The following is a 15,781-nucleotide window of genomic DNA, read 5'->3' as shown; positions in this document are numbered from 1 at the left end:
TTGCATTTGCAGGACTCGACCCACGTCATCATGAATCTGGCAGTAGTGTGCGGAGCAAGACTCGTATGTCAAAAGTGGGACATACTTTTATTCGCAAAGCGCTCTACATGCCTGCCATGGTTGCTTTGTATAAAACGACATGGGGAATGGCTTTCCGCCAGCGCCTTACGGCATCGGGAAAACCGCCCATGGTCATTATTGGGGCAATGATGAGAAAACTCATTCATGTCGCATTTGGCGTACTAAAATCCGGCAAGCCTTTCGATGCAAGCTTGCATTCTGCTTGACTCGGATAACAGTATCTACGCAGTGAAGCTCTAGTCAGTACAAATTTGCGTAAGTCCTAGCCAATCACCGCATAACTGTCTGCCCATGAACACACATAAAAAATCCCTACCTCCTATGTTCCTTTTTCGACTACTAAGGTTTTTAATTCTGATCCTACTCACGCTACTTGGTGTATTTTTCGCTTACCGCTATCAGCAAACATTACCCGTCTGTGGCGATCAATTTGCCGCCGCACCTGAGCGCTTCTCGCAACTATGGTGGACTTGCCCGAGGGAGCTTAATCGGCATGCGCGGGTGATTGGGAATATTGGGAATAAGGATTTCGTCGATGTGAAATTTAGCGTGGATAATTCGCGCGGTTGGGCGCTCAGCTATGATGGACGCGTGTTTGGCACGACCGATGGCGGATCGCAGTGGGCAAAGTTAGGTCAAGCCGAAATAGGCGGGAGATTTACCCAACTCAAATTTGATGAAGATGGCTTACATGGTTGGATATTAGGCGGCTCGTCAGCTTGGACTTTCGGACCTGGCTCGACGGATCTTCTAACTACCAACGACGGTGGCAAAACCTGGACGCCTTATAAAGGTAGCGATGCCATTTCAGGATTAAAAGATAATTCCAGCGGTATGGTATGGGCAAAAGATGGAAATCGAGCATGGCTTCTTGGTGCGCAAAATACCATTTTGCATAGCAAAGATGGCGGCAAACAATGGAAGCACCAATTCATTGGATCAAAGGACGACGTATTACTCGACATCGCGTTTGATAAAGACGGTAAAACTGGATGGGCCGTTGGTGAACTAAGAAGTATTCTCAAGACCACCGATGGTGGCGAACATTGGCAGCGCATCAGCAACTTCCCTAAAAAATCGGATGACGCTAGCGCCAATGAATATCGACGAAGCTACTTTTCTACTGTGAGTGTTAGTGGCGATGGTCAACAGATATGGATAAATGGCGACGATGGAGAAATTATAGGTTCTAGCGATGCTGGTTTGCATTGGCATCTTCAACCGACACCATTTAACCGACTAAAGATTATTCAAATTTCAGACGATGGTCTGCATTGGTGGGCTATCAATAATGAAGGCAATGAAAGTGCAATACTGATTGAGACACATGATGCTGGAAAGACTTGGCTAGAGAAAAAAACGCCCGCTAATTTTGTCATTCGCCGGGTCGCTATTGCTAAAGATAATCAACACATCTGGATGGTGGGATCAGAAGGCGGCATCATAGCAAGCAATAATGCTGGTCTGAATTGGTCGACACAAGCAAGTCATTTTTCAGCCAATATTTTTGATGTAAATATTCATACCGATACGGGGCAAAGCTGGTTTGTCAGCAATAAAGGGCTCTGGCGTTCTCTGGATAACGGAAATACTTGGATACAAGCTATCCGTGATGAGGTGAATACAAATGGAGGGGGACAACTGCCATTAATTAGTTTTGATGTCAGTGGCCAAACAGGCTTAATCTCAGGCAGTTGGAGAGAATATCCAGAACAACTATTACGCACATATGATGGCGGCAACACCTGGCAGCGATTCTCACCACAGTCGCCTCCAAAAACAGAACAAGAAGAACTCTTCTTCTCACCATTTCAAGCCAATGGTTTTTTAATGACAAAGGACAGTCAGCAGATCGTAATTCACGATGATAAGCGTATATTTTCGAGCCTTGATTATGGTAAAACCTGGAAGGAAACACAGCGAACGTCTACTGATGAAAATCTGTCTCAGGATCATAGCGCTCAAGGATTCTGTTCAGTGGGATATGAGTATGAGATTGGTGGAGATACGGTTGATTTGAGGAAGCAGTATGATTGGCAATCCAGTCATTTCTGCCAGTTATATGAAAAGGGTGAACGTATGGACAGACAACAGCACCCTGAATTTGCTTCACCACATAAAGAATTTCAATTCAGTAATGTAGAGGTTTTGAGCGAGGATGAAAAAAAATGGACTAAGTATGCTTGGGGCAAATTTTATCCAATCATGTGGCTGAATCTGTCAGGAGATGCTCAACGTGGAATTGCCGTCAGTCGTACTCCTGGGACGATAATCGCCAGCGAAGATGGTAGTGAGCATTGGCGAGAATATCCTTTGCCAACCACCTCACGCTTAAACACGGTACGCTACAGCAGTAACGAAAAACAAGCTTGGGCAGTCGGCGAGCATAATGCCATGTTCATGTCTGAAGACAATGGCAAAACTTGGCAAGCAAAAGGTCAATATCAACGTTTGCCGCCACCTTGGTTTTATGCACTTTGTTCGGGGCTTGGTTTGATTTGCTTGCTACTTGTGATTGACAAAATTCGCAAGCACGTCGGTGTCAAACATAATTTAACCGCATAACAGCGCTATGCAATTTTCAAACGCATGCGCTCAAACCGTATCGTCACGCCGTCGGGCAAAGTGTCGGCCACATCTTCCACTTTTTCAAAGCCCAACACTTTATAAAACGGTACTCCCGGCAGAGTGGCCATTAATTCCAGGCTTTGATAACCGTGGGCAAGTGCAGCTTGCTTACAAGCCTCAAACAAGGCTTTACCCACGCCTCGCCGCGCAGCCTCCGGCGCGATAAAGAAAGCACGGATTCTAGCTGGATCGCAGGCTGGATCTAAAAATTCGTCCGCGCCCATCGGCCTTTGATCTCCGCCATATAACGTACGTCGGCGACTCCAACCCCCACAGCCTGCTAATCGACCATCGAGCATCGCCGTAAAATAGCTGCCGTCATTGACTAAAGCGGTGTCGACTCCAAATACATATTTGATCGCCGATTCTGCTTCTTGTTCGGTGTAATAACCGCGACTCAACTCCCGCGCGGACTGCACAATCATCTGATTCAATTGTGGAATTTGCTCCAGCGTGCTCGGCGCAACTTGTAAATTTGGCAGCACTGGCTGTGATAAATCAGACATAAACATCCCCGTAAATTAGTCCGTATAAAGTAACTCCAACCAATCAATACTAACTTGCAACAACCCAAGAAAACAAGGTCTTGAATTAGGCTTATTCGCGACAAACTGCAAACCATCCTTGCCAAGTCATACGGACTCATACACTATCTATAGAATGAATAAAAATAGCCTGGTGACCGATCTTGCCTAGAGCATTTTCAAAACTTTATAAATAATAATTCAAATTAAGCACCAATGTTCATCGAAGCTTATTCTTGGGCCTTACACCGCTTAGGTATTTTCCTGCTATTGCTATTAACAGGTCAGTATGGTTTTTGCATGCCAGATTCAACTTCATCAGCAGCAAAACAACATGCCACCAACAAGGATCAAGCGCCTACCAACAAGATGGCAAAAATTGATCCTCGTACCAATATTTTGATGAGTGGGCAGATCTCTCCAGACAAACCAAAAATCGAAATCAATCCTGTCTTCACCACCTTTTTTAATTATCTCGAAGAACAATTAAAGCTGCGTTTCTCCTACACTCAATATCCATGGGCACGTGCGATGGAAGCGACCGAGCGTGGCGAAGGGATTTTATTTGGCATCTACAAAACCAAAGAACGAGAACGCCAATTCCTATTCTCAGAACCGATTTTTGCAGACACCATTTGGCTCGTTATGCGTTGCGACAAAAGCTTTCAGTTTAGTGAGATTCAAGATCTGAAAGGAAAAATAATCTCTATGCATACGGGATCAAGTGTCAGTAATGAATTTGATCAAGGAATCAATACTATTTTCAAGGTCGATTACTCGATCACAGATGTCAATGGCATGTTCCTGAAGTTGGCACAAAAACGTATGGATGCTTTCATTTTCTATGAAACATCGGTGCGCGAGTTAGATGCGGAACTCGAGCGTAAGAACCTGTCTCTGGCGACTTCCAAACAAGCTGATAGCAATCCAAAAGTTCCCCTCTTTTGCAAAGCCAATAAACCTTTGGCCAAGGTTTACAACTATTTCGCCATTAGCAAGAAAATGGATAAAACGATCTTAGAAAAAATCAATCAAGTCATTTTAACTGCGAGGAAAAATGGCGACCTCGATAAAATTTTTTCTAAATAAGCCAGTCGCTGACGCGAAGATTTACTCTTCGCGTGCTTTCTTAGCCGCGTCAAATATCACCCTGCCAGTGTTTTATGCGGCCACCTTGCCCTGTTTAAACACCAGCTCACCACCATCCGCATCAACCAGGATCAGATCCTTAGGGCCAAACTTGCCTTGTAAAATCAACTTGGACAAAGTGTTTTCGATTTGCTGTTGTATCGCACGTTTCAAAGGCCGCGCACCATAAACTGGATCAAAACCTGCTTCGGCGATCTTTAACAAAGCGCTATCACTGACTTGCAAACGCATATCCATTTGCGCCAAACGTTTGCTCAAAGTTTCTAATTGAATTTTCGCAATCGAACCAATGTTCTTCGCATCTAAGGCATGGAACACAACGATTTCATCAATACGGTTAATGAATTCAGGGCGGAAATGCGACTTCACTTCACCCATCACAGCCATTTTAATCACGCTAGGTTCACTGCCTTCCATCGCCTGAATTTGATGCGAACCTAAGTTAGACGTCATAACGATCACGGTGTTTTTGAAGTCCACCGTACGGCCTTGCCCATCCGTCATGCGCCCATCATCAAGAACTTGCAACAAGACGTTAAACACATCGTGATGCGCTTTCTCTACTTCATCGAGCAAGATCACGCTATAGGGCTTACGACGCACAGCTTCGGTCAAATAACCGCCCTCTTCGTAACCGACATAACCTGGAGGCGCACCGATTAAACGCGCAACAGAATGCTTTTCCATAAACTCGCTCATGTCGATACGAATCAAAGACTCTTCAGTATCAAACATGAAGTTCGCCAAGGCTTTGCATAACTCGGTTTTACCAACACCAGTCGGCCCCAAGAACAGGAAAGAACCATAGGGGCGGTTCGGATCTCCAAGCCCAGCACGCGAACGACGTATCGCATCCGATACTGCCGTGATCGCTTCATGTTGACCAACTACGCGTTTGTGCAAAGCATCTTCCATTTGCAAGAGTTTTTCCCGTTCACCTTGCATCATGCGTGAGACTGGAATACCGGTTGCGCGAGACACGATTTCGGCGATTTCTTCTGCCCCAACTTGCGTGCGCAACAACTTCGGTTTACCACCGGACTCCGCATTTTTTGCGGCCTGTAACTCAGCCGATTTCAATTGTGCTTCTAGTTCTGGCAAGCGACCATATTGAAGCTGCGACATGGTTTGCCAATCGCCCTTGCGTTTAGCATCTTCCATTTGCAAACGAATCTTTTCTATTTCTTCCTTGATATGCGTACTACCTTGGACAGTGGCTTTTTCTGCCTTCCACACTTCTTCTAAATCGGCATATTCGCGTGATAGTTTTTGAATCTCATCTTCAATCAATACCAGGCGTTTCTTGGAGCCTTCGTCTTTTTCACGTTTGACTGCTTCCTTCTCAATTTTCAATTGAATCAAGCGACGATCAAGTTTATCCATCACCTCCGGTTTGGAATCAATTTCTATCTTAATTTTTGCTGCCGCTTCGTCGATCAGATCGATCGCTTTGTCTGGCAAGAAACGATCCGTAATGTAGCGATGAGATAATTCCGCCGCTGCGACAATCGCCGGGTCGGTGATATCCACGCCATGATGCACTTCATACTTTTCTTGCAAACCACGCAGAATCGCAATCGTCGCTTCGACGCTAGGTTCATCCACAATAATTTTCTGAAAGCGACGTTCCAGGGCTGCGTCTTTTTCTATGTACTTACGATATTCATCCAAGGTGGTCGCTCCGACACAATGCAATTCACCACGCGCTAAGGCTGGTTTGAGCATATTCCCCGCATCCATCGCCCCTTCGGCTTTACCGGCACCAACCATCGTGTGTAATTCGTCGATAAAGACGATGGTCTGGCCTTCGTCCATCGCGATTTCTTTGAGTACGGCTTTCAGGCGCTCTTCAAACTCACCACGGAATTTTGCACCCGCGAGCAAGGCCGCCATATCCAATGAGAGTACTCGTTTAGACTTCAAGCTATCTGGTACTTCGCCGTTGACGATACGTTGCGCCAAACCTTCAACAATCGCCGTCTTACCCACACCCGGCTCGCCGATTAATACCGGATTATTTTTACTGCGACGTTGCAGAACCTGAATCGCCCGGCGAATTTCGTCATCACGACCGATCACAGGATCTAGCTTGCCGAGACGCGCACGCTCGGTCAAATCTAAAGTATATTTTTTGAGTGCCTCGCGCTGGCCTTCGGCTTCGGGTGAATCCACGTTAGCACCCCCACGCACACCTTTGATCGCAGCTTCTAATGCGCTTCGAGTCAAGCCATTTTCGCGCGCCAGCTTTCCAGCTTCTGATTTATCATCAACTAAAGCCAATAAGATCATTTCACTAGCCAGAAATTGATCGCCGCGTTTTTGGGATTCTTTGTCCGCCAGATTCAATAAGCCCATCAATTCACGGCCAACTTGAACCTGACCATCGGTACCGCTGACTTTGGCAAGACGATCTAAGGCACTTTTCAAGCCATTGGCCAAGCCATTCATATTCACGCCAGCCCTTTGCAATAAAGAGCGAGCTGCACCATCTTCCTGATTAATCAAAGCAAGTAAGAGGTGCACAGGTTCTATATATTGGTTATCATTACCCACCGCTTGACTCTGCGCATCTGCTAATGCTTCTTGCAACTTTGTCGTCAATTTATCCAAACGCATAATGCCTCCTTGAAACGGATACCATGATTGATTGGCTAGTAGATTAGGCGCTAAAACTAGTTTTCAAGAACACCTACAACGAAAATCTCAACGCGCTTTGCGCTACATCAATATCTTATGCATTTAGAACAACTTAATTTAACCTATCTACTCAATGAAGATCGTATCTTGCTCAGAATTGGCTTTTCGGTCAAAGATGCAGAACAAAAAAAACAAGAAATACAGTTATTTTTTACTCGCCGTATGTTGCAAAGACTGTGGCCAACTTTGATGGAAGCCATCGCTGCACACATGCGCTTAAATCGCCCCGAAACAGCTTTTGCCAGCGACGAATTGGTGAATATGGAACATCAGCAAGCGGTGAACTCGATTCAAGAGAACGGCAACTTTAATAAGGCCTATGAGGCTGAAAATCGCAAGTCTTTGCATGGCGAGCGCCCATTACTATTAGAGACGATCAAATTTCATCTTCAGCCAAACGCGCCATTATGGATACAATTCGTCACGCAACAAAATGGCACCATCGATTTGAAATTAGAAACTTCTCTCATTCACGGATTTTGTAAATTATTAATTGATGCCGAAAAAGCGTCAGGTTGGGATCTACAACTCAACTTACCCAAAGCGGATGAAATGAGCGTCCCCGCACATTTATTAAACTAAATTCCAACGAGTAATTACGACGAATAATTACGACGAATAATTAAGTCAAACAATTAATCCATTACTTAGAAATAACATAGGCAGAGAATTCTCTGCCTTTATTTTTTCAGGGTGCCGCTTATTTCAATTATTGGCGTCTTTTGACTTCCCGCTCCATCAATTTGTAAATCCGACGATATTCATCCAACCAACTTTCTGGTTCACGGAAACCATGCGATTCGATCGGATACACGGCTAATTCAAAATTCGGATTTTTCAATTCGATTAATTTTTGCACCATACGCACACTGTCTTGAAAGAACACATTGTCATCCAGAATACCGGAGCAAATTAGCAGCGGACGTTTCAATCCGGCGGCAAATTCTATAGGCGAACTGCGTGCGTAAGCATCGGGATCAACATCTGGTGTATTCAATATATTCGATGTATAGCCATGGTTATAATGCGCCCAATCAGCAACCGGACGCAAGGCAGCGCCAGCAGCAAATTTATCGGATTTGAACATCGCCATGAACGTCATAAATCCACCGTAGGAGCCACCGTAGATTCCTATGCGTTGACGATCGACATTCGCATTATCGACCAGCCAGTCAATACCATCTTCATAGTCTTCCAATTCTGGAGTGCCCATACGCTGATAGATTGCAGTGCGCCAGTCGCGTCCATAGCCGGCTGAAGCACGGTAATCCATATCGATCACGACATAGCCTTGTTGTACCAAGAGATTATGAAACATCATTTCACGGAAATAATTCGACCAGCCATGATGTGCAGCCTGCAAATAGCCTGCACCATGTACGAATAAGACTGCGGGTTTACGTTCTCCCGCCTGAGTCTTATTGTCGCGATAAACTCTGGAATAAATCGGTGCAGCGCCATGCTTGGACGGTACGGCAATGATCTCTGGCTTAATCCAATTAATTTGTGCGAATTCTTTAGATGCAGAATCGGTCAGACGTGTCGCCTTAGCACCCGGTGTAGCGGCTTGCACAAATAAGTCTGGCTGACGAATCGTAGTCGAATGCGTCAACAATAACTTATCCTCATTTGGCGACAGTTCATACTCCATACCGCCATTCATATCGGTCAAGGCTTCATCACGCTGCCCGTCAGCTGCAACCCGATACACTTCATGCATACCCGGATGCTTTTTGTTGGCGCGGTAATAGAACCATTTGCCATCACGTGTTAATTGCACGTTATTGACTTCAAACTTTCCGTTGGTCAAAGCGCGAGTTTGCGCATCACGTTGTACGTATAGCTGACTATAGCCGCTCTCTTCCGATAAATACCACAAAGCCTTGCCATCCGGGCTCCAGCCAAATTCATTGAAACTACCATCGTTGACCCAGGCCTGATCCGTTAATCGATGTGCTAGCTGCCAATTGTTTTTTTCTGATTGCTGCAAATCGACCTTTACAATCCAGCGATCTTTATTATCTGCACTCAATAAACTGAGCGCTAATTGTTGCCCACTCTGACTCCAACGCACGCCACGGAAATTCACATAGACAGCGCGCGGTATCGCCGCTTTAGGCGCTGCCTTGCCCAAGCGTTTTGCGGCTTCTGTTTTTAATGCCAATAATGGATCTTCATTAATTCCAGCTAATTTATCGAGATTTAACTGATGTGCTTTACCAGTACCAACCTCGATGACATACAGTTGTTCATTGCTCTCAGCTGCTGTGCCAACCTTGCTGCGGACATCTTCGATTTTGACGTAACCATCACTACTCACATAGTGAGGCATTTTGTCACCGCGACCATCTTTACGTGGCAATGCTGTGCTCACAAAAACAAATTTACCGTCGGGCGAAACACTAAAGCTACGGAATTCACGTCCTTTGCCCAAATACACAGGCAGCGGTGCGCTCGCAGCTTGGCTGTTCAATTCTCTTTGTAAGGCTTCTGCTTCTTTCTTGTCAGTTTCACGCTTTTTGATGATGTCGAACAGGCGCGTTTGCTGTGCTGTCAGATAATCTGGGCTGTCTTTTTTGTTCAGTGGATCATCGTCATTCTTAATATTCGCTAATAGACTTTGTTCCCCAGTACGCAAGTTCAGCAAGCTTACTTTGCCGTCATTTCGCAAGGCAATTTGTTCATTACCGACAAAACCAAGCAAGCCACTTAACTCGCCGGTACGGGTAAATTGCTGGCGTTTACCATCATTGATCACAAACAAATTGCCATTACGTAGCCACACGGTGTAATGTCGATCAGGACTGATGAATCTCTGTTCACCATCTGCCACCACGACTTCGGCAGCACTGAGTTTTTGTGCGTTGCCGCCGGATACAGATACTTTGTACAAATCTCGAATTTCAGATCCCACCGCTTTGCGCTGGAAATAAACATTTTTACCATCTTGGCTAAAATAAGCCCACTCCGGTGCAATACCCATCCAATCGGTATGCGCCATGATTTGTTCCATGCTCAATTTATCACTTACTTGAGCCTGCGCTATAGGCATGAAACCTATAGAAAATACCCCCGCTGCCAGCATTAACAGCGCACCATGCTTGTTCGTTCTCATTGTTGTTTCCCTCATCGGGTAAGATGGTCAATAAAAAAACGCTGAATCTTTGCAGAGTTCAGCGTTTCTTGGACAAGGCTAATGGGAAAAAATTCCTCGAAAATTAGCTTATTCGGGCAGTTTTTGCTCGGCAATATCGCCTTCAATATGCTCGCCAAGTTCACCTTCCCACTTAGCCACCACGGCGGTTGCCAGTCCATTACCAATCACATTAGTCGCGGAACGTGCCATATCCAGGAAATGATCGACACCAAGCAACATCAACAGACCTGCTTCTGGGATATTGAACTGCGCCAGCGTTGCTGCGATCACCACGAGAGAAGCACGTGGCACGCCAGCCATACCTTTTGAAGTCAGCATCAAAATCAACATCATGGTGATTTGCGTACCTAAAGACAATTCTATGCCGTAAGCCTGGGCGATAAATACAGTCGCGAAAGTGCAATACATCATGGAACCATCGAGATTAAATGAATAACCTAAAGGCAAGACAAAAGATGCGATACGGTTTTTCACACCAAAGCGCTCTAAGCCTTCCAAAGTCTTAGGAAAAGCAGCTTCAGACGAAGCCGTAGAGAACGCCAACAAAGTTGGCATACGCAATTCACGCAACAAGCCAATCACTCTGTTTTTCAGGAACAAATAACCAATAAAGATTAATACCAGCCACAAACACAGAATCGAGAAATAGAACTCTGCCATAAACACGCCGTAAGTTCCCAGCACCGCCAAACCGCTCTTAGCCACAACACCCGACACTGCTGCAAATACCGCCACCGGTGCGAAATTCATTACATAGCCTGTCAACTTCAACATGATATGCGCCACACCATCAATTGCCTCGACCACAACCTTACTACGTTCACCAACTGCCGCAGCAGCGGTACCGAAGAAAATAGAGAAGACGACAATCTGCAAAATTTCATTTTTCGCCATACCATCCACAATTGACGATGGAACCAAATGCGTGATGAACTCTTTCATACTCAAATTGGTGGTGGTAATTCCTGACACCGCATCTGCTGCAGGCAACATGGCATGCATCGCGTCACCTGGACGGAAGAAGTTGACCATGATTAAGCCCAAGGTCAGTGAAATCAAAGAAGCAATAATGAACCACGCTAAGGCCTTACCGCCGACCCGCCCCACTTCATTGACATCCCCCATTTTGGCGATACCAACCACCAAGGTAGAAAATACCAGCGGCGCAATGATCATCTTAATCAGGCGCAAAAACATCGTCGTTACTAGGGACATCGTGTCAGCAAAATCACCGGGTTTTGCCATGTTCGTATTGACAAAATAGCCGGCGATGATGCCCAGTAAAAGTCCGAGAATGATGTAAGTCGTCAGATTGAGGCGTTTTTTCATGTTGTTTGCGTCCTTATTGGTAAAGAAAGCACTGAGCTTTCATTCCTATTATTTCTGTTTTGAATCTGTTGTGATTCTGTTTTGATTCTGTTTTGATTCTTATGCATACTGCCAATTTTCACCCGATGCAGGTCGAAAAATGGTGGCTCAGTATACTGGAGGATGTTAACACAGACCACTTTTATTCAAATCACACGTAAAAAATTTTTCATTTTCAATCCTTAAATGCCCACTTTTGAAAACTCATGCTGGTATCAATTATCCTCATCTAACTTGTACCACTACGAAAACTCCATGGCCGTGGACAAAAAAAACCCGGATAGTGAATCCGGGTTTTACTTGCTAGAGCGTGACTGCCGTGTTGCTATATATTGTGTTGGCAATTGCAGTATTGCTATTCCACCTCAACCACTTCTTGCGAAGCGACTGGAGGTGGTGCGTCACCTTCTGAAAATTCCAACTTGATCTGATCTTTATCATCAAGATCGACACCAACTCGTCCGCCGCTCACCAATCGACCAAACAACAATTCGTCTGCCAAAGCTTTACGTATCATATCTTGAATCAAACGCGCCATAGGACGTGCGCCCATCAATGGATCAAAACCTTTCTTCGCCAAGAACTTACGTAAATGTTCGCTGAAAGTCGCTTCCACTTTTTTCTCATGCAATTGTTCTTCCAACTGCATCAAGAATTTATCTACGACACGCAGGATAATTTCTTCGTCCAAAGAACGGAAGCTGATTATCGAATCCAAACGATTGCGGAACTCAGGCGTAAACATACGCTTAATATCCGCCATTTCATCACCAGCTTGTTTGCTATTACTAAAGCCTATCGAGGCTTTTTGCAAACTTTCTGCGCCGGCATTGGTCGTCATGATAATGATCACATTACGGAAATCCGCTTTGCGTCCATTATTGTCCGTCAACGTGCCATGATCCATGACCTGCAACAAGATATTAAAAACGTCGGGATGTGCTTTTTCAATTTCATCGAGCAACAAAACGGCATGCGGTTTCTTGGTAATTGCTTCAGTCAACAAACCACCTTGATCAAAGCCCACGTAACCCGGTGGCGCACCGATCAAGCGACTAACTGCATGGCGTTCCATGTACTCGGACATGTCAAAGCGGATCAACTCTATGCCCAAAGTAAACGCAAGTTGTTTTGCCACTTCGGTCTTGCCGACACCTGTAGGACCTGAGAACAAGAATGAACCGATAGGTTTATCCGTTTTGCCCAGACCAGCACGTGACATCTTAATCGCAGACGCCAATGCTTCAATTGCAGGATCTTGACCGAACACCACATTTTTCAAATCGCGATCAATCGTCTGCAATTTACTGCGGTCGTCTTGATTGACGGTTTGCGGCGGAATACGAGCGATCTTAGAAATAATGTCTTCGATATCTGCTTTACCAATAGTTTTCTTTTGCTTGGACTTCGGCAAGATTCTTTGCGCGGCACCAGCTTCATCAATGACGTCAATTGCCTTGTCCGGCAAATGCCTATCATTCAGGAAACGCGCTGACAATTCCGCTGCTGTTGTTAAAGCGGCTGCAGAATATTTCACATTGTGATGCTCTTCAAACTTCGATTTCAAACCACGCAAAATCTGCACAGTTTGCTCAACCGTTGGCTCATTCACATCCACTTTTTGGAAACGACGAGCGAGTGCGTGATCTTTTTCGAACACACCACGATATTCTGTGTATGTCGTCGCACCTATGCACTTCAACTGGCCATTCGATAAAGCTGGCTTCAACAAATTCGACGCATCCATAGTTCCACCAGAAGCAGAGCCTGCACCGATGATGGTGTGAATTTCGTCGATGAATAAAATCGCGTCTGGCGCTTCTTTTAGTTGTTTCAAGACACCTTTCAAGCGCAATTCAAAATCACCACGATACTTGGTGCCAGCGAGCAAAGCGCCCATGTCGAGCGAATACACAATTGCCTGACTCAAAATATCCGGCACATCGTTTTGTGTGATGCGCCATGCTAAGCCTTCCGCAATCGCGGTCTTACCGACGCCCGCTTCACCGACCAACAAAGGGTTGTTCTTACGACGACGGCACAAGATTTGAATCACGCGCTCAACTTCGCTATCGCGACCGATCAGAGGATCAATCTTGCCTTCCGCGGCAGCTTTGTTCAAATTCTGCGTAAATTGTTCGAGCGGATTTTCTTTGGCTTGCGCATCACCTTGTGCATCTTCCGCACCTTCTGGTGATTTTTGTGGCTCATTGTGATTATCTTTACGCACGCCATGGGAAATGAAATTCACCACATCGAGACGTGTTACGCCCTGCTGATGCAGGTAGTACACAGCATGCGAATCTTTTTCACCGAAGATCGCGACCAGCACGTTTGCACCTGTCACTTCTTTCTTGCCATTGGATGCCGACTGTACATGCATGATTGCACGTTGAATCACGCGTTGAAAACCCAACGTCGGTTGCGTATCAACCTCACCCGTGCCTTGTACCGTAGGCGTATTATCGGCAATGAAATTTGATAGGGTTTTACGCAAGTCTTCAATATTCACCGCGCAGGCACGCATCACTTCGGCTGCTGATGGATTATCCAGCAACGCGAGTAACAAGTGCTCGACCGTAATGAATTCATAACGAGCTTGCCGTGCCTCCACAAAGGCCATATGCAAACTGACTTCTAATTCTTGCGCAATCATACTTCCTCCATCACACATTGCAGCGGATGACCCGCATGCTTAGCGTGTGTTAAAACCAGCTCGACCTTTGTCAACGCGACATCTTTCGTATATACACCGCAAACTCCACGCCCTTCGACATGCACTTTCAACATAATCTGCATTGCGGTTTCTCTATCTTTATTAAAGTGCTCTTGAATCACTGCCACCACAAATTCCATAGGTGTGTAATCATCATTTAGTAGCACAACCTGATACATCGATGGCGGTTTTAGTTTCTGCGCCTGTTTCTCGAGTACCGTATTATTTTCATGCTTTATTCCCATACGTCTATTCTAGTACCTTGATGATAGTCGAAGTCAATCATTAGACAAATAAAAGTGCTTCTGTTCATTGTAAGGTGCTGAGCGAATTTCTGCAGAGACATGCAAAAATTTAACAATTTGACGAAACAATATCGCAAACAGAAATGAATTTTTCCTTACTAAGCTCGCGATCCAACTTTTTACCATTTAATGATGCTCGGTAATTGAGTACATAGATGGAGATCATTCGACTCAGATCAAGAGCAACACTTTTCACGTAAAAAAACAACAATACTACTAGGACAAGCTAATTTTCTTGACTTTAGTTTTTTTTCCGCCAAGAATGATATTTATTGATATGTAACTTCAGTTCTGTTCTTCAGTTCTTATTATCAATATGAAGTGGGCAGGTTAAGAAAGGTAGCTTTATAGAGTTTTCTTGCTTTTTCGGCTCGTGTGATTAGTTTATATTTGAAAGATGTATTATGGCAACAGGTACCGTAAAATGGTTCAATGACTCCAAGGGCTTTGGTTTTATCACTCCTGATGATGGCGGTGAGGATTTGTTCGCCCACTTCTCCGCGATCCAAATGAATGGCTTCAAGACTTTGAAAGAAGGTCAAAAAGTTCAGTTCGAGGTAACACAGGGTCCAAAAGGCAAGCAAGCTTCTAACATCCAAAATCCTTAATCCGATTTTGTCATGTTTTAAAAAAACCCGCTGCGGCGGGTTTTTTTGTGGGCGTAATTTAATGTTAGATATAGAAAATTGGTGGCTTGATCGTGCGTATTTTTAAGGGTATTGGAGTACTCATTTTCGTGTTGTTGGCGAACTTTTTATTTTGGCGCTTAGGTGGAGTACCGGTTCTTGCACTCGGTATTTGTCTCGCGGTAGCTGGTTCTGGAAATCGAACTCTCTGGTTTTTTGTATTTACTCTATTTGCTAGCCTAACGTTTGCAATTTATTTCTTTGGCGTTTTGCCTATCGCATTGGAAAATAATATTTTTGTCAGTGTTCTGGGATTTGGCCTATTGCCGCTATTTCCAGCATTGCTAATGTGGAGCGCTCACAGTCTGCGTGCCCGTCGAAAACTACTGAATAGCAAAATTTAACTGGTGAATCGATTGGTCGTATTTTAAATTTACTTCGAAGAAAATGACATTTTATTATTTTTTTGACTACGTTCGCCGCTACCACAGGCTGAATGCTTTCCTTTGCGTTATGGTTCTTCCAGCGCA

12 protein-coding genes are annotated in these 15,781 nt (G+C 44.9%); 6 read left to right on the top strand and 6 right to left on the bottom strand.

The window, feature by feature from the left end:
* Together H8K55_RS19545 and H8K55_RS19540 are read left to right on the top strand one after the other, a co-directional pair.
* Window positions 1–287: transposase (locus tag H8K55_RS19545; protein WP_186943751.1), on the top strand; the 287-nt coding region annotated here is incomplete at its 5' end.
* A 115-nt stretch (window positions 288–402) separates the two neighbouring features.
* Window positions 403–2,646, top strand: a complete 2,244-nt coding sequence (locus H8K55_RS19540; RefSeq protein ID WP_186943750.1) for a YCF48-related protein — start codon at window positions 403–405, stop codon at window positions 2,644–2,646.
* A 5-nt stretch (window positions 2,647–2,651) separates the two neighbouring features.
* On the opposite strand, the gene H8K55_RS19535 is transcribed toward H8K55_RS19540, so the two are convergent.
* Window positions 2,652–3,215, bottom strand: coding sequence for a GNAT family N-acetyltransferase (locus H8K55_RS19535; protein ID WP_222612548.1), 564 nt, complete (start codon window positions 3,213–3,215; stop codon window positions 2,652–2,654).
* A 234-nt stretch (window positions 3,216–3,449) separates the two neighbouring features.
* Between H8K55_RS19535 and H8K55_RS19530 the strand changes: the two genes are divergently transcribed.
* Window positions 3,450–4,322 (top strand): substrate-binding periplasmic protein, encoded by an 873-nt coding sequence (locus H8K55_RS19530; RefSeq protein WP_186943749.1) that lies wholly within the window; start codon window positions 3,450–3,452, stop codon window positions 4,320–4,322.
* Window positions 4,323–4,394: 72 nt separating this feature from the next.
* On the opposite strand, the gene clpB is transcribed toward H8K55_RS19530, so the two are convergent.
* Window positions 4,395–6,998, bottom strand: a complete 2,604-nt coding sequence (clpB, locus tag H8K55_RS19525) for an ATP-dependent chaperone ClpB (protein WP_186943748.1) — start codon at window positions 6,996–6,998, stop codon at window positions 4,395–4,397.
* Window positions 6,999–7,115: 117 nt separating this feature from the next.
* Here clpB and H8K55_RS19520 point away from each other — a divergent pair, with 117 nt between their 5' ends.
* Entirely contained in the window at window positions 7,116–7,661 is a 546-nt protein-coding gene (locus H8K55_RS19520) for a hypothetical protein (protein WP_186943747.1), read from the top strand.
* Between the two features lie 127 nt (window positions 7,662–7,788).
* Here the strand turns inward: H8K55_RS19520 and H8K55_RS19515 are convergent, their stop codons facing one another.
* From H8K55_RS19515 to clpS, 4 genes are all read right to left on the bottom strand, one after another.
* Window positions 7,789–10,194: a S9 family peptidase gene (locus tag H8K55_RS19515; protein WP_186943746.1), complete on the bottom strand. Its 2,406-nt coding sequence runs from the start codon at window positions 10,192–10,194 to the stop codon at window positions 7,789–7,791.
* A gap of 108 nt (window positions 10,195–10,302) precedes the next feature.
* Complete coding sequence (locus H8K55_RS19510) at window positions 10,303–11,565, bottom strand: dicarboxylate/amino acid:cation symporter (protein WP_186943745.1); 1,263 nt, start codon at window positions 11,563–11,565, stop codon at window positions 10,303–10,305.
* 394 nt (window positions 11,566–11,959) lie between these two features.
* Window positions 11,960–14,260 carry an ATP-dependent Clp protease ATP-binding subunit ClpA gene (gene clpA / locus H8K55_RS19505; RefSeq protein WP_186943744.1) on the bottom strand — a complete coding sequence of 767 codons (2,301 nt, stop codon included), beginning with the start codon at window positions 14,258–14,260 and terminating at the stop codon, window positions 11,960–11,962.
* Window positions 14,257–14,565: an ATP-dependent Clp protease adapter ClpS gene (gene clpS / locus H8K55_RS19500; protein WP_186943743.1), complete on the bottom strand. Its 309-nt coding sequence runs from the start codon at window positions 14,563–14,565 to the stop codon at window positions 14,257–14,259. Before clpS ends, clpA begins: the two co-directional genes overlap by 4 nt.
* A 464-nt stretch (window positions 14,566–15,029) precedes the next feature.
* Here clpS and cspE point away from each other — a divergent pair, with 464 nt between their 5' ends.
* Together cspE and H8K55_RS19490 are read left to right on the top strand one after the other, a co-directional pair.
* Window positions 15,030–15,233 (top strand): transcription antiterminator/RNA stability regulator CspE, encoded by a 204-nt coding sequence (gene cspE, locus H8K55_RS19495; protein WP_126129050.1) that lies wholly within the window; start codon window positions 15,030–15,032, stop codon window positions 15,231–15,233.
* 92 nt (window positions 15,234–15,325) lie between these two features.
* Window positions 15,326–15,655 (top strand): hypothetical protein, encoded by a 330-nt coding sequence (locus tag H8K55_RS19490; protein ID WP_186943742.1) that lies wholly within the window; start codon window positions 15,326–15,328, stop codon window positions 15,653–15,655.
* Window positions 15,656–15,781 lie beyond the last annotated feature (126 nt).

Origin of the sequence: Affinundibacterium flavidum, from assembly GCF_014284175.1 — a bacterium.
Lineage (GTDB): Bacteria > Pseudomonadota > Gammaproteobacteria > Burkholderiales > Burkholderiaceae_D > Undibacterium > Undibacterium flavidum.
The sequence above is the reverse complement of the archived record's forward strand: the minus strand, read 5'-3'. Positions and strand labels throughout refer to the sequence as shown.